This window comes from Streptomyces sp. 3211.6, from assembly GCF_003634815.1.
In the GTDB taxonomy this organism is placed as follows: Bacteria; Actinomycetota; Actinomycetes; order Streptomycetales; family Streptomycetaceae; genus Streptomyces; species Streptomyces katrae_A.
Genome location: NZ_RBXC01000001.1, coordinates 3,622,312 through 3,636,179, shown reverse-complemented (window position 1 = coordinate 3,636,179; position 13,868 = coordinate 3,622,312). Strand labels below are relative to the sequence as shown.

Below are 13,868 nucleotides of genomic sequence, written 5' to 3'. Positions count from 1 at the left end.
GCAGGTGTGATTCTCGATGATTCTCGTCAGCGCATCCGGGATTCTCGTGTCTTCTCACGTGAGGTTGACGTGCGCGTGCGCGCGGACGATCAGACGGTGTGCGGCGGGTCCGTATGCTGCCGACCTCCGCAGCGTTTCCCACACCCTGCTGTACACGGCGATGCTGTCCGCGTCATCGAGCCACAGCTCGGCGTGCCAGTCCTCGGCGATCACGAGGCGCTTGTCGTAGATCCAGAATCCGTTGGCGGGTGGGATACCCACGGCAGCGCCGAGCGGCACGATGCCGAGTCGCACCGTGTCGAGGCCGACGACCATGGCTAGTCGGTCCAACTGGGCCGCGAGAACCGGTGGCGGGCACACAGCTGCATGGAGGGCCGCCTCCCACATCAGGATGTCGAACTGTCTGCCTGGCTGGTGGAGTAACTCCTGCCGCCGCATTCGGGCGCGGACAGCGTCCTCTATGTCACGGACGGACTGGTGCAGTTCGGCGTACCGGGCGAAGACGTTGCGAGCGTAGTCGGCGGTCTGGAGCATGCCGACGACCATGGCTCCTTCCCAGGCGCGCAGATGCGCCGACCGCTCGTATTCGACCGTGAGCGCGTCCTGGACAGGACGGTGCCCGGCCCGTAGCTGCCGGCGCCAGGATCGGGTGTGGGATTCCAGTCCCTGGAGGCGTGCGCGCAGCTCGTTGGCCGCTTCGGGGTTTCCGGTGGCGGCAGCCCAGGCGTCGAGGTCTGCGGGGGTGGCTGTTTGGCGCCCGGTCTCCAACTTGGACACCTTGGACTGAGGCCAGCCGAGCCGTGCGGCGAGGTCTCGGCCGGTGGTCTCGGCCCGCAACTCTCGCAGCCGCGCGCCGAGGGCCACCCGTGCCTGCTGGAAGTCGGTGCTCACTTTTCGGACGGTACCGGCTCCTGGGGCTTGCTACGGGGTCGTGGCGTGGTGCCAGGCGGTTTCCCGGACCTGGCAGTACCTCAGTACGGTGTCGGTGGCCTCGTCGGATGCGTATCGGCGTCGACTTTCCAGGCGCCAGGCAGAGTGGGCGACGGTGGAGAACATGCCGTCGAATTCGTCGAAGGTGATGAACTGCGGCACGTGTACGGGGTCCTTCGGGCCGAAGTTGGCGAGGAGTTCCCGAGGGACGGTCACCGCTCCCTCGTCGGGTGTCAGGTTGTCGAGCTGGCCGAGCTCGGCGGGGTCCTCCACTCGCTTGCCCTGGACCACGTAGTTCCCGGTCTCCGGGTGCACGTACAGCGTGGGGCAGCCGTTGTTGCCGCTGTTTGTGCCGACCTTCAGGAGTCGTCGGTTCATGAGGCCCCCTCGTTCGCCGGTGGTTTGGTGTGACGCACCGTAGCGGCGGGGAAGCGGGCGCGGTAGAGCGCATGGCAGCGCGCGCCGGCGGGGGCATCGGCTGGCGGGCGGCGGGGCGCCGTCGGCGTGTCGGCCGGAGCAGGCGGGGAGCCGCGGTACGGGTCGATGTGAAAAGTATGACGAGAGTGGGTTTGTGTGCCGGGGCGCGGGCGGCAGGACCGTAATCTGGCTCCGTGGTCCGTAATCCGAGCAGCAGTGCCCCGAAAGTCGCCCTGTCCACCGCCTCCGTCTACCCGGAGTCCACGGCGACGGCCTTCGAGATCGCCGCCCGCCTCGGCTACGACGGCGTCGAGGTCATGGTCTGGACGGACCCGGTCAGTCAGGACATCGAAGCCCTGCGCCGGCTGTCGGACCACCACCAGGTGCCGATCCTCGCCGTGCACGCGCCCTGCCTGCTGATCACCCAGCGGGTGTGGTCCACCGACCCCTGGACCAAGCTCCAGCGCGCCCAGGCCGCCGCCGAGAAGCTGGGGGCGTCCACCGTCGTCGTGCACCCGCCGTTCCGGTGGCAGCGCCAGTACGCGCGGGACTTCGTGACCGGGATCTGGCGGATGGCGGACGAGACCGACGTCCGGTTCGCCGTCGAGAACATGTACCCCTGGCGCTACCGCGACCGCGAGATGCTCGCCTACGCGCCCGAGTGGGACGTGACCAAGGACGACTACCGGCACTTCACCGTCGACCTGTCGCACACCGCCACCGCCCGCACCGACGCCACCGCCATGATCGACCGCATGGGCGACCGCCTCGCCCACATCCACCTCGCCGACGGCAACGGCTCCGCCAAGGACGAGCACCTCGTCCCCGGGCGCGGTACACAGCCCTGCGCCGAGCTGCTGGCCGGCCTGGCCCGCAGTACCTTCGACGGGCACATCGTCATCGAGGTCAACACGCGGCGCGCCATGTCCGCCGCCGAGCGCGAGGCCGATCTCGCCGAGGCCCTGGCCTTCACGCGCCGGCACCTGGCGGTCGGGCCCCGATGAGCGGCGCCGAGCCGGTCCGGCGGCGGCGCGGGCCCGGGCGGCCCCGGCAGGACGAGGCGGAGGAGGGGCCGGGCACGCAGGAGCGGATCCGGCTCGCCGCCCGCGAGGTGTTCGCGGAGCGCGGGTACGACAAGACCTCCGTGCGCGGCATCGCGAAGGTGGCCGGGGTGGACCCGGCGCTGGTGCACCACTACTTCGGCAGCAAGGACGACCTGTTCGCCGCCGCCATCGAGGTCACCATGGAGCCCGCCCTCGTGGTCCCGGCCGTCGTCGGCGAGGGCCCGGACGGCATCGGGGAGCGGCTGGCCCGCTACTTCCTCGGGGTGTGGGAGAACCCGGCCACGCGCGCCCCCCTCCTCGCCGTGATCCGCTCCGCGCTCACCCACGAGGCGGCCGCGAAGGTGCTGCGGGGGCTGATCCTGCGGCGGGTCCTGGAGCGGGTCGCCGCCGACCTCGACGTCCCGGAGCCGACCTTCCGCGCCGAGCTGGCGGCCTCGCACCTGATCGGGATCGCCTTCGTGCGGTACGTGGTGCAGATCGAGCCCCTCGCGTCGGCGGACTCGGAGGAGATCGTGGCCCTGGTGGCCCCGACCCTCCAGCGCTACCTCACCGAGGCCTGAGCGGGACGGTGACCGAGGAGCGACCCCGCCGTCCCGGCATCCGGACCAGGTGTCCGGATCGCGGGCGTTGGGCGTAGCCTCGTAACCGAGCCATATCCGCAGTCGCGGCTGACCGTACGCGCAGCCGCACTCATGGGGAGTGAAACCGCATGCCCGAGCTGAGGTCCCGCACCGTCACCCACGGCCGCAACATGGCAGGCGCTCGTGCGCTGATGCGCGCGTCGGGCGTAGCGAGCGAGGACATCGGCAAGCCGATCATCGCGGTCGCCAACTCCTTCACCGAGTTCGTCCCCGGCCACACCCACCTGGCCCCCGTCGGACGCATCGTCTCCGACGCCATCCGCGCCGCCGGCGCCATCCCGCGCGAGTTCAACACGATCGCCGTCGACGACGGCATCGCCATGGGCCACGCCGGCATGCTGTACTCCCTGCCCTCCCGCGACCTGATCGCGGACAGCGTGGAGTACATGGTCGAGGCGCACTGCGCGGACGCGCTGATCTGCATCTCCAACTGCGACAAGATCACCCCGGGCATGCTGATGGCCGCGATGCGCCTCAACATCCCCGTCGTGTTCGTCTCCGGCGGCCCGATGGAGGCCGGCCAGGCCACCCTCGTCGACGGCACCGTCCGCAAGCTCGACCTGATCGACGCCATGGTCGACGCCTCCAACGAGAACGTCTCGGACGCGGACATCCTGCGCATCGAGGAGAACGCCTGCCCGACCTGCGGCTCCTGTTCCGGCATGTTCACCGCCAACTCGATGAACTGCCTCGCCGAGGCCATCGGCCTCGCCCTCCCCGGCAACGGCTCCGTCCTCGCCACGCACACCGCCCGCCGCGCCCTGTACGAGGACGCCGGCCGCACGGTCGTGGAGATCACCAAGCGCTACTACGAGGACGGCGACGAGTCGGTCCTGCCGCGCAACATCGCCACCCGCGAGGCCTTCGAGAACGCGATGGCCCTGGACATCGCCATGGGCGGCTCGACCAACACGATCCTGCACCTGCTGGCCGCCGCGCAGGAGGCGGGCCTGGACTACGACCTCAAGGACATCGACGCCGTCTCGCGCCGCGTCCCCTGCCTGGCCAAGGTCGCCCCGAACGTCGCCCCCGGCGGCACGTACTACATGGAGGACGTGCACCGCGCCGGCGGCATCCCCGCCATCCTCGGCGAGCTGCACCGCGGCGGGCTCCTCAACAAGGACGTCACCACCGTCCACTCGAAGGGCCTGGAGGACTGGCTCGCGAAGTGGGACGCCCGCTCCGGCACGGCGTCCGAGGAGGCCATGGAGCTGTGGCACGCGGCCCCCGGCTGCAAGCGCTCCGCGACCGCCTTCTCCCAGTCCGAGCGCTGGGAGACCCTCGACCTCGACGCCGAGGGCGGCTGCATCCGCTCCGTGCAGCACGCCTACTCCAAGGACGGCGGCCTCGCCGTCCTGCGCGGCAACATCGCCGCCGACGGCTGCGTGGTCAAGACGGCCGGCGTCGACGAGTCCATCTGGACCTTCGAGGGCCCGGCCGTGGTCTGCGAGTCCCAGGACGAGGCCGTGGAGAAGATCCTCACCAAGCAGATCCAGCCCGGTGACGTCGTCGTCATCCGTTACGAGGGCCCGCGCGGCGGCCCCGGCATGCAGGAGATGCTCTACCCGACCTCCTTCCTCAAGGGCCGCGGCCTGGGCAAGGTCTGCGCGCTGGTGACGGACGGGCGCTTCTCCGGCGGCACCTCGGGCCTGTCCATCGGCCACGCCTCCCCGGAGGCGGCCTCGGGCGGCGACATCGCGGTCGTCGAGGACGGCGACCGGATCCGCATCGACATCCCGAACCGTTCGATCGAGCTCCTGGTGGACGGGGCCACGCTGGCCGCCCGCCACGCGGCCCTCGGCGGCGTCTACGCCCCGAAGACCCGCGAGCGCACGGTCTCGGCGGCCCTGCGCGCGTACGCGGCGATGGCCACCAGCGCCGACAAGGGCGCGGTCCGGGACGTCTCGAAGCTGGGCTGACCGTCGCGGACCCCGGCTGCGGGCGGGCGGCTCACGCCCCCGCCCGCAGCCGGGGTTCCGCGTTTCCGGCACCCGGGGCGCCGGGGAAGGCCCCGCCGCCCGTCACCACCCGGCGGGGCTGCCCGCGTCCAGGGCGAAGACCGTCCCGTCGGGGGCGGAGGCGTAGATGCGGCCGTCCGCCACGACGGGCGCGGGGAGGGTGGCGCTGAAGGTGCCCTGCGCGGCGGGCATGCGCGGCTTGGTCTGGCCGACGAGCCTCCCGGCGGAGGCGTCGACGGCCAGGAGGCGGCCGTCCCCGGCCATCAGGTAGACCCGGCCGTCCGCTGCCACGGGCCGGGAGCCGCTGGCCGCCCCGGTCTCCAGCCGCCACAGCTCGCGTTCGGGCCCGACGGCGACGAGCCCGCCCCCGGTGCCGAAGGCGTAGACCGTGCCGTCGGGGCCGACGGTGGCCTCCGCGTCGAAGAGCGGCGTCGGCAGCTGTACCCGGCGCACGGTACGGGTCGCCGCGTCCACGCGGACGACGCCGCCGGCCTTGCCCGCCGCGTCGCTGTCCAGCAGGTGCACGGCGCCGCGGGCGGTACCGACCGGCCGCAGCCGGCCCGTGGCCCGGGTCTGCCAGCGCACGGCTCCGGTCGCCGGGTCGACTTCCGCGAGCTGCGTCGACCCGCCGTCGGCGGCCGCCGACGACACGTAGAACACGGGCGAGCCCGAGGCCCCCGGTCCGCCCCACCACATCGAGCCCGCGCCGCCGATCCGCCGGGTCCAGCGCGGGGCACCGCTCGCCCCGTCGAGACCGGTGACGCTCCCGTCGGCGGCGACCGTGATCACGTACGGGCCCGCGGCCACGGCCTGCGCGCCGCCGGGCAGCGTGTGCTGCCAGCGTTCCCGGCCCGTGGCGGGGTCGAGGGCCTGGAGCAGTTCGGTGCCGGGCACCGCCACGAGGACCGATCCGCCCGCGTACAGCGGGGCGCCGACGGCCGTGACGCCCTGTCCCGGGGTCTTCGCGGGCACCGACCAGCCCACCGAGCCGTCGCCCAGGGCGAGACGGGCGGCCGCCAGGCCCCGCCCCGAGCAGTACAAGGCGCCGGCTCCGCCCGAGCCGCCGGCTCCGGCGGCCCCGAGGGTGCAGGAGACCGGCGCGCCACCGGGGGAGACCGTCCACGGTGCTAGGCCGTGTTTTAGAACTCGCCGACCTGCCTGGTTGGCCGTCCGGGGAAGTCGCGGGCGGCCATTCAGACGGTGAGGTCGCGGGCGATGTCGTTGATGCTGGTCGCTGTGGTGACCTCGTGCTCGTTGCGGGTGGTATCGCGGCGGACGAACTCGTAGCCGCCTTCGTCCAGGACGGCCACGGAGGCGAACCAGACGGGGTCGTCCTCGTCGGGCTGGACGACCACGAAGGTGTTGTCGGAGTCGTTGAGGTCGCTGACCATCATGAACAGCGCGTCCTCAGAGGGGTCGTCGATGCGGTCGCCGTTCTCGCTGTCGGCGCCGTAGTACTGGGCCCCCATCGCTGCTTCTCCCTCGCGTTGTTCGCCCTGGCCGCGGTCAGCATGGCATGCGGACCGACGGCCCAGGCCAGTCACAGCCATTCACCGATGGCGGCGATCAGGACGGTTGCCTCGAAGCGGACCGCGAGCTTGTCGAACCGGGTGGCCACCGCCCGGTTGCGCTTGAGCCGATTGATCCCACACTCGACCGCGTGCCGAGCCTTGTAGTCCTCACGGTCGAAGGCCGGAGGCCGCCCGCCGGCCTTCCCCCGCCGCTTGCGGTTCGCGACCTGGTCGGCGGGCTCTGGGATGGTACAGCGGATTCCCCGTTTTCGCAGGTAGGCCCGGTTGGCGCGGGAGGAATACGCCTTGTCGCCCCGCACCCGCAGCGGGCGGACACGAGGACGGCCCGGTCCGGTGCGGGGAACCCGGATGCCTTCCAGCACGGCGGCGAACTGAGGGCTGTCACCACGCTGACCTGCGGTGACCAGCAACGACAGCGGCCGTTGACCTTGCTCGCAGGCTAGATGGATCTTCGTGGTGAAACCGCCCCGGGACCGACCCAGTCCGTGGTCTTCCGGCTCGGCGCGGGTCCCGCCGGGCGGTTCCTTCTGGGCCTGTCCGTCGCGGCGGGCACCCGCGGCGTGCTGATGGGCCCGGCAGATCGTGGAGTCGACGTTGACCTCCCACGTGATCAGCCCTGCCTCATCCGCGCGGGCTTGCAGCCTGGTCAGCAGTGCAGGCCAGGTGCCGTCACGCTGCCAGCGGCGGAAGAGCCCATAGACCGTCTGCCACGGCCCGTACTCCGACGGGAGATCCCTCCACGGAGCACCAGTCCGCACCCGCCACCGAATCCCGTCGATCAGCCTCCGCCGGCCCAACGGCGGCCGCCCCAACACCGCGACCGGCAGCAGTGGTTCCAGCACGGCCCACTGACCATCAGAAAGATCCCCTCGCCCCACACCACGATCATCACGGCGCAGGGCGAGCGACAAGCCCATTTCTAAAACACGGCCTAGGCCCTTGCCCGGCGTCCCGGCGGTGCCGGCGGCGGGCCGCCCCGCGGGCTCGGCACCGGATCCCAGCAGGAGGTAGCCGCCGACTGCCCCCGCCGACAGCAACAGGGCGAGCCCCGCCGCCGCCAGCAACAGCCGCCCGCGACGGCGCGGGCGCTGCGCGGGGGGCGCGCCGGGGGGTGCGTCCGCAGGTGCGTCCAGCCGCCGCTGGTGGGTGGGCTCCTCGTCCGCCACCGGACGCCGGGGCTGCGGTATGAACGCCTGGGTGTCCTCACCGGTCGGGTACGCCAGGGCCCGCATCTCCGCGATCAGCGCCTCGGCGGTCGGCCGCTCGGCCGGATCCTTGGCCAGGCACCGCGCCACCACGGGCACCAGCCGGGCCGGGAGCCCCGTCAGGTCGGGCTCGCTGTGCACGACCTGGTACGCCACGAGGTAATGGCTGTCCGAGTCGAACGGCCCGCGTCCGGTCGCCGCGTGCACCAGCACCGCACCCAGCGCGAACACGTCCGCCGCCGTCCCCACCTCCCGCGGCCGCTGGAACTGCTCGGGCGCCATGAACGGCGGCGTGCCGATCAGCTTCCCGGTCTCGGTCCGCAGATCACTGTCCGCCGGGCGCGAGATGCCGAAGTCGATGACCCTCACCCCGTCCGGCGCCATCAGCACGTTGCTCGGCTTCAGGTCCCGGTGCACCACCCCGGCCCGGTGGATGTCCCGCAGCGCCTCCGCCAGCCCGGCCGCGAGCCGGGTCAGCTCCCCGGCGTCGAGCACCCGCTCCCGTACCCGCTCGGACAGGGTCGGGGCGTCGATGAACAGGGTGGCCATCCAGGGCCGCTCGGCATCCGGATCGGCGTCCACGACGGGGGCGGTGAAAGCACCGCTCACCCTCCGCGCAGCCGCGACCTCCTGCCGGAACCGCGCCCGGAACTCCGGGTCCACCGCGTGCTGCGCGTGCACGACCTTGACGGCGAGTTTCAGCCCCGAACTGGAGGTGGCCAGGTGGACGACGCCCATGCCGCCGGAACCGAGCACGGATTCGAGCCGGTACTGCCCGGCGTACTCCGGAAACCCGGCGTAGTCCGCGCGCATCGACGGCACCGCTCACCACCCCCGACGGAGCCTAGTCGATGGCCCGTGGCAACATCCAAGGGCTTGCTACCCTGCGCGCGTTGCAGGGAGCAACACCCATGGGGGGAGATTCCATATGTCCGTAGAGAACGATTCCAGCCAGGTCGAGAGCCTCGCGGCCGCCGACGCGGGCTTCCAGTCCTACCCGACGGCCCCGGGGTACCGGGTCAACATCCGCAGCGGCCCCGGCACGGGCTACGCGATCATCGACGCCGTGCCCATCGGCGGTTCCGTCACCATCCGCTGCCAGTGCCCCGGCACGACCGTCTCGGGCCCGTACGGGACCACGGACGTGTGGGACTGCATAGGCAACGGCCGCTTCGTCTCCGACGCCTACGTCCACACCGGCTCCGACGGTTACGTGGCGGGCCGCTGCGGCTGAGCCGTTCACCGTTCTGCCAGGTGAGACACCCCCCGGCGGGCCGCGCCGCCGGTGGGGGCCCCCCCAGCGGTAGCTGGGGGAGATAATCGCGGACGTGAGCGAAGAGCAGCAGCGAGACCAGGGCCAGAGCCAGAGCCAGGACCAGAGCCAGAGCCAGAGCCAGGGTCAGGGCCCCGCATCCCCGGCCGGGCCGCCCGCCGGGCCGCAGCCCGAGCCGATCCGGTTCTTCGGCACCAGCTGGGTGGACCACGGCAACGGCTACGCCCTGCGCCGGGCCGCCCTCGCCGCCGGCTCGCTCGTCGCCGCCGCTGCCGGCGCCTACCTCCTGCGCCTCGCCTACGAGGGCCTGGAGATCGGCAACGTCGGCCTCTTCCTCAGCATCTCCGTGATCGTGCTCTTCGCGATCGCCACCGCAATCGCCTTCGCCAAGACCTGGGAGTCCTTCGGCCGCCGCCCCGCGCCGTCCTCCGACGAGGCCGCCCTCAAGGGCCTGAAGGCGATCGGTTTCATCGGCTCCCTCCTGGCGTACTTCCTGCGCTGCCTCACCGAGGCCCCTGGCGAGAAGCTCCATCGTGCCGAGTACGAGCGCGCCGCCGCCGAGTACGAGCGCCGCCGCAGCTCCCGCACGGGCAACCCGGCGGGCCGCCGCCGCCCCAAGCGCAAGAAGTAGCCGAAGCAGGCGCAGTAGCCGAAGCGGCCCCCTTGACGATCGGCTTCGGCCGATTGACGCCCGGCACCCCCAGGAGCATTATTCATCGCATGATGAATAACAAGCCGGAGGACCCCCCTCACCCTCCCGCCATCCACGCCCGCGGCCTCACCGTCCGCCGCGGCACCGGCCGCACCCCCCGCACCGTCCTCGACGCCATCGCCTTCGACGTCCCCCGCGGCCGCATCACCGGCCTCCTCGGCCCCTCCGGCTGCGGCAAGTCCACCCTCATGCGGACCGTCGTCGGCACCCAGGCCCACGTCACCGGCACCCTCGACGTCCTCGGCCGCCCCGCCGGCCACCCCGAGCTCCGCTCCCGCGTCGGCTACGTCACCCAGGCCCCCTCCGTCTACGACGACCTCACCGTCCGGCAGAACCTCGACTACTTCGCCGCCGTCCTCGACCCCGGCCGCGCCGCCGCGGACCGCCGCCGGGCCGCCGTCGAACGGGCCATCGCCGACGTCGACCTCACCAGCTGCACCACCGCCCTCGCCGGCGACCTCTCCGGCGGCCAGCGCAGCCGCGTCTCCCTCGCCGTCGCCCTCCTTGGCCGCCCCGAACTGCTCGTCCTCGACGAACCCACCGTCGGCCTCGACCCCGTCCTGCGCCGCGACCTGTGGAACCTCTTCCACGAGATCACCGACACCCGCGGCGTCACGATCCTCGTCTCCTCCCACGTCATGGACGAGGCCGAGCGCTGCCACGACCTGCTCCTCATGCGCGAGGGCCGCATCCTCGCCCAGGACACCCCCCAGGCCCTCCGCACCCGCACCCAGAGCGCCACCGTCGAAGAAGGCTTCCTGCGCCTCGTCGACGAGGCGAACGCGAACGCGCACGCCCACGAACCGAACGAACCCACCCGGGAGACCCAGCGATGAACGGCGCCCGCACCCTCGCCACCGCCGCCCGCGTCCTGCGCCAGCTGCGCCACGACCCGCGCTCCATCGCCCTGATGCTGCTGGTCCCCGTCCTGATGCTGACCCTGCTCCGCTACGTCTTCGACGGCAGCCCGCGCACCTTCGACAGCATCGGCGCGTCCCTCCTCGGCATCTTCCCCCTCATCACGATGTTCCTCGTGACCTCGATCGCCACCCTCCGCGAACGCACCTCCGGCACCCTCGAACGCCTCCTCGCCATGCCGCTCGGCAAGGGTGACCTCATCGCCGGCTACGCCCTCGCCTTCGGCGCCGTCGCCGTCGTCCAGTCCCTCCTCGCCACCGGCCCCGCCCTCTGGGCCCTCGGCCTCGACATCACCGGCTCCGCCTGGCTGCTGCTCCTGGTCGCCCTGCTCGACGCCCTCCTCGGCACCGCCCTCGGCCTGTTCGTCTCCGCCTTCGCCGCGTCCGAGTTCCAGGCCGTCCAGTTCATGCCGGCCGTGATCTTCCCGCAGCTGCTCCTGTGCGGACTCTTCGCCCCGCGGGCCACCATGCAGCCCGTCCTCGAAGCCCTCTCCGACGTCCTGCCCATGTCCTACGCCGTCGACGGCATGACCCAGGTCCTCACCCACACCGACATGACCGCCGACTTCGTGCGCGACACCGCCATCGTGGCCGCCTGCGCCCTGCTCGTCCTCGCCCTCGGCGCCGCCACCCTCCGCCGCCGCACGCCCTGACCACGGAGCGGACACCCCCTCTCCCGCGGGCGCACGGGTGCAAGGATGAGGGCGTAAGTGACGGGGGCGCACGTCCTCAAGGTTCGTTCGGCGAGGTGAATCGGGCATGACCCAGACAGTCGCAGTCCTCGGTACCGGCAAGATCGGCGAGGCCCTGCTCAGCGGGATGATCCGCGGCGGCTGGCCCGCGGCCAAGCTGCTCGTCACCGCCCGCCGTCCCGAGCGCGCCGCCGAGCTCCACACCCGCTACGGCGTCGAGGCCGTCAGCAACGCCGAAGCCGCCAAGCGCGCCGACACCCTCATCCTCACCGTCAAGCCGCAGGACATGGGCAAGCTCCTCGAAGAGCTCGCCCCGCACGTCCCCGCCGACCGCCTCGTCATCAGCGGCGCCGCCGGCATCCCCACCGCCTTCTTCGAGGAGCGGCTGGCCCCCGGCACCCCCGTGGTCCGCGTCATGACGAACACCCCCGCCCTCGTGGACGAGGCCATGTCCGTCATCTCGGCCGGCAGCCACGCCACCGCCGAGCACCTCGCCCACGCCGAGGAGATCTTCGGCGGCGTCGGCAAGACCCTGCGCGTCCCGGAGTCCCAGCAGGACGCGGCCACCGCCCTCTCCGGCTCCGGCCCGGCCTACTTCTACTTCCTCGTGGAGGCCATGACCGACGCGGGCATCCTGCTCGGCCTGCCCCGCGCCCAGGCCCACGACCTCATCGTCCAGGCCGCCATCGGCGCCGCCGTCATGCTCCGCGACAGCGGCGAACACCCGGTCAAGCTCCGCGAGGCCGTCACCTCCCCGGCCGGTACGACGATCAACGCCATCGTCGAGCTGGAGAAGCACGGCGTACGGGCGGCCCTCATCGCCGCCCTCGAAGCGGCCCGCGACCGCAGCCGCGAACTCGCCTCCGGCAACAGCTGAAACAGGGGAGGGGCCCCTGACCAGGGGCCCCTCCCTCCGCATTCACGGGGCCAGCAGCCCGATGGCCTCGTACGCCCGGTCCACCACCGGCCGCGCGATGCCCCGCGCCCGCTCGGCGCCCTCGCGCAGCACCCGCTCCACCTCGCCCGGATCGGCCGCCAGCCCGGCGTGCCGCTCCCGCAGCGGCCGCAGCAGCTCCACCACGGCCTCGGCCACGTCCCGCTTCAGCGGCCCGTACCGGTCGTAGTCCCCGGCCAGCTTCTCCGGTTCACCCCCGGTACAGGCGGCCAGGATGTTGAGCAGGTTCGCCACCCCGGGCCGCGTGGCCCGGTCGTAGAGCACCCCGCCCTCGCCGCTGTCCGTCACGGCCCGCATCACCTTCTTGGTGATCACGGCGGGCTCGTCCAGCAGATAGACGATGCCGGCGGTGTTCGCACTGGACTTGCCCATCTTCGACGTCGGGTCCTGGAGGTCCATGACCCGCGCACCCACGGCCGGCAGCGTCGCCCTCGGCACGGTGAAGGTGTGCCCGTACCGCTGGTTGAACCGCACCGCCAGGTCCCGGGCCAGCTCGACGTGCTGCCGCTGGTCCTCGCCGACCGGCACCTCGTCCGCCGCGTAGGCCAGGATGTCGGCGGCCATCAGCACGGGATACGTCAGCAGGGAGAGCCGCACGCCCTGACCGGCCGCCTCCGCCTTCGCCGCCTTCTCCCGGTACTGGATCATCCGCCGGAGCTCCCCGTCGGTGGCGGTGCACTCCAGCAGGTAGGACAGCCGGGTGTGCTCGCCGACATGGCTCTGGACGAAGAGGGTGCACCGCCGTGGATCCAGCCCGGCGGCGAGGAAGAGCGTGGCGTTCTGCCGGCTGAGCCGGCGCAACCGCGCGGGATCGTGCTCCACGGTCAGGGCGTGCAGGTCGACGACGCAGAACAGGGCGTCCGTCGGCGACTGCTCGGCCGCGACCCACTGCCGCAGGGCCCCCAGGTAGTTGCCCAGCGTCAGGTGCCCGGACGGGGTGATCCCGCTGAAGATCCTCGTCATGTCCTGTCTCTCCCTCGTGTCCTGCGGTGTGGTGTCGGGACCGCCGCGCGGGGCGGCCCGCCACTCCCGGGAGGGGAGAAAACAGAAACGGCCGCCGTAGCGGCGGCCGTGAGCGCATGCGTGCTCGTGTGATGGTCGGCCGCCGTCAGGCGGGCCACCAACGAAGGCTGAGCTTGGGTGCATGCGTGGTCATGGGAAGCAGCGTAGCCCCAGGGGGGATGAGGACGGGGTGAGTTCCACCAGAGCGGTCCCGACGGCCGGCCGAGGGTTGACACGTCCGTTCCAGGTCCGTAAGGTTCTTCGAGTTGTCCGACGTGAGCGCCGACCCCGGTCGGTCCCCGGACAGCCATCCCGCACTACTCATTCGAACGAACGACGCATCCTGTCGTCTCGTTTTCATGCGTATTTGCGAATGAGGAATCCGCGTTCCAGAACGCAGCCGCCGATTGGCTTCGGGGGCAAGGAATCCGCTACTGTCTCACTCGCCGGAAGGGCCCAAGGGCCCGGAACGCAAAGCCACAACTTCCGCTTCGCGGGAGGCCGCTGACTGGCAGTCAGGCCCGAAAGGATCTGATAGAGTCGGAACCGCCGGAAAGGGAAAGCGCGAAA

Annotated in this window: 14 protein-coding genes and 1 pseudogene; 8 read left to right on the top strand and 7 right to left on the bottom strand. The window is 72.0% G+C overall.

Features of this window, described 5'->3' with window-relative positions; all coding sequences use genetic code 11:
• Positions 1-54: 54 nt before the first annotated feature.
• Together BX286_RS16630 and BX286_RS16625 are read right to left on the bottom strand one after the other, a co-directional pair.
• Complete coding sequence (locus BX286_RS16630; RefSeq protein ID WP_121015330.1) at positions 55-891, bottom strand: helix-turn-helix transcriptional regulator; 837 nt, start codon at positions 889-891, stop codon at positions 55-57.
• Positions 892-921: 30 nt separating this feature from the next.
• On the bottom strand, positions 922-1,308 hold the full coding sequence (locus tag BX286_RS16625; protein ID WP_261993442.1) for a hypothetical protein: 387 nt from the start codon (positions 1,306-1,308) through the stop codon (positions 922-924).
• Positions 1,309-1,541: 233 nt separating this feature from the next.
• Between BX286_RS16625 and BX286_RS16620 the strand changes: the two genes are divergently transcribed.
• The 3 genes from BX286_RS16620 to ilvD all read left to right on the top strand — a co-directional run bounded on the left by BX286_RS16620 (position 1,542) and on the right by ilvD (position 4,971).
• Positions 1,542-2,351: a sugar phosphate isomerase/epimerase gene (locus tag BX286_RS16620; protein ID WP_079427944.1), complete on the top strand. Its 810-nt coding sequence runs from the start codon at positions 1,542-1,544 to the stop codon at positions 2,349-2,351.
• Positions 2,348-2,971 (top strand): TetR family transcriptional regulator, encoded by a 624-nt coding sequence (locus BX286_RS16615; RefSeq protein WP_121015328.1) that lies wholly within the window; start codon positions 2,348-2,350, stop codon positions 2,969-2,971. Before BX286_RS16620 ends, BX286_RS16615 begins: the two co-directional genes overlap by 4 nt.
• A gap of 149 nt (positions 2,972-3,120) precedes the next feature.
• The gene (gene ilvD / locus BX286_RS16610; RefSeq protein WP_100863449.1) at positions 3,121-4,971 is read left to right on the top strand and encodes a dihydroxy-acid dehydratase; all 1,851 of its coding nucleotides are present in this window, start codon (positions 3,121-3,123) and stop codon (positions 4,969-4,971) included.
• A gap of 102 nt (positions 4,972-5,073) precedes the next feature.
• On the opposite strand, the gene BX286_RS16605 is transcribed toward ilvD, so the two are convergent.
• The 4 genes and pseudogenes from BX286_RS16605 to BX286_RS16590 form a co-directional block, all read right to left on the bottom strand.
• Entirely contained in the window at positions 5,074-6,051 is a 978-nt protein-coding gene (locus BX286_RS16605) for a PQQ-binding-like beta-propeller repeat protein (RefSeq protein WP_187344152.1), read from the bottom strand.
• A gap of 152 nt (positions 6,052-6,203) precedes the next feature.
• Positions 6,204-6,479 carry a hypothetical protein gene (locus BX286_RS16600; protein ID WP_121014619.1) on the bottom strand — a complete coding sequence of 92 codons (276 nt, stop codon included), beginning with the start codon at positions 6,477-6,479 and terminating at the stop codon, positions 6,204-6,206.
• 71 nt (positions 6,480-6,550) lie between these two features.
• Positions 6,551-7,459: an IS5 family transposase gene (locus tag BX286_RS16595; protein ID WP_398897937.1), complete on the bottom strand. Its 909-nt coding sequence runs from the start codon at positions 7,457-7,459 to the stop codon at positions 6,551-6,553.
• Between the two features lie 375 nt (positions 7,460-7,834).
• A pseudogene (locus tag BX286_RS16590) lies at positions 7,835-8,485 on the bottom strand (serine/threonine-protein kinase); the annotation flags it as partial.
• Positions 8,486-8,675: 190 nt separating this feature from the next.
• Between BX286_RS16590 and BX286_RS16585 the strand changes: the two are divergent.
• From BX286_RS16585 to proC, 5 genes are all read left to right on the top strand, one after another.
• Positions 8,676-8,981 (top strand): peptidase, encoded by a 306-nt coding sequence (locus BX286_RS16585; protein ID WP_079427938.1) that lies wholly within the window; start codon positions 8,676-8,678, stop codon positions 8,979-8,981.
• A gap of 217 nt (positions 8,982-9,198) precedes the next feature.
• Entirely contained in the window at positions 9,199-9,651 is a 453-nt protein-coding gene (locus tag BX286_RS16580) for a hypothetical protein (protein WP_100864203.1), read from the top strand.
• A gap of 89 nt (positions 9,652-9,740) precedes the next feature.
• Positions 9,741-10,568, top strand: coding sequence for an ABC transporter ATP-binding protein (locus BX286_RS16575; RefSeq protein WP_121015324.1), 828 nt, complete (start codon positions 9,741-9,743; stop codon positions 10,566-10,568).
• Positions 10,565-11,302 carry an ABC transporter permease gene (locus BX286_RS16570; protein WP_121015321.1) on the top strand — a complete coding sequence of 246 codons (738 nt, stop codon included), beginning with the start codon at positions 10,565-10,567 and terminating at the stop codon, positions 11,300-11,302. Before BX286_RS16575 ends, BX286_RS16570 begins: the two co-directional genes overlap by 4 nt.
• Before the next feature lie 106 nt (positions 11,303-11,408).
• Positions 11,409-12,218: a pyrroline-5-carboxylate reductase gene (proC, locus tag BX286_RS16565; RefSeq protein ID WP_079427930.1), complete on the top strand. Its 810-nt coding sequence runs from the start codon at positions 11,409-11,411 to the stop codon at positions 12,216-12,218.
• Between the two features lie 42 nt (positions 12,219-12,260).
• Here proC and trpS read toward each other — a convergent pair whose 3' ends face one another.
• Positions 12,261-13,259, bottom strand: coding sequence for a tryptophan--tRNA ligase (gene trpS, locus BX286_RS16560; protein WP_079427928.1), 999 nt, complete (start codon positions 13,257-13,259; stop codon positions 12,261-12,263).
• Positions 13,260-13,868 lie beyond the last annotated feature (609 nt).

Coding starts and splice junctions, on each gene's coding strand:
- trpS (WP_079427928.1), bottom strand. CDS start 13,259: ATGACGAGGATCTTCAGCGGGATCACCCCGTCCGGGCACCTGACGCTG.
- BX286_RS16625 (WP_261993442.1), bottom strand. CDS start 1,308: ATGAACCGACGACTCCTGAAGGTCGGCACAAACAGCGGCAACAACGGC.
- BX286_RS16575 (WP_121015324.1), top strand. CDS start 9,741: ATGATGAATAACAAGCCGGAGGACCCCCCTCACCCTCCCGCCATCCAC.
- proC (WP_079427930.1), top strand. CDS start 11,409: ATGACCCAGACAGTCGCAGTCCTCGGTACCGGCAAGATCGGCGAGGCC.
- BX286_RS16570 (WP_121015321.1), top strand. CDS start 10,565: ATGAACGGCGCCCGCACCCTCGCCACCGCCGCCCGCGTCCTGCGCCAG.
- BX286_RS16600 (WP_121014619.1), bottom strand. CDS start 6,479: ATGGGGGCCCAGTACTACGGCGCCGACAGCGAGAACGGCGACCGCATC.
- BX286_RS16615 (WP_121015328.1), top strand. CDS start 2,348: ATGAGCGGCGCCGAGCCGGTCCGGCGGCGGCGCGGGCCCGGGCGGCCC.
- BX286_RS16585 (WP_079427938.1), top strand. CDS start 8,676: ATGTCCGTAGAGAACGATTCCAGCCAGGTCGAGAGCCTCGCGGCCGCC.
- ilvD (WP_100863449.1), top strand. CDS start 3,121: ATGCCCGAGCTGAGGTCCCGCACCGTCACCCACGGCCGCAACATGGCA.
- BX286_RS16595 (WP_398897937.1), bottom strand. CDS start 7,459: ATGGGCTTGTCGCTCGCCCTGCGCCGTGATGATCGTGGTGTGGGGCGA.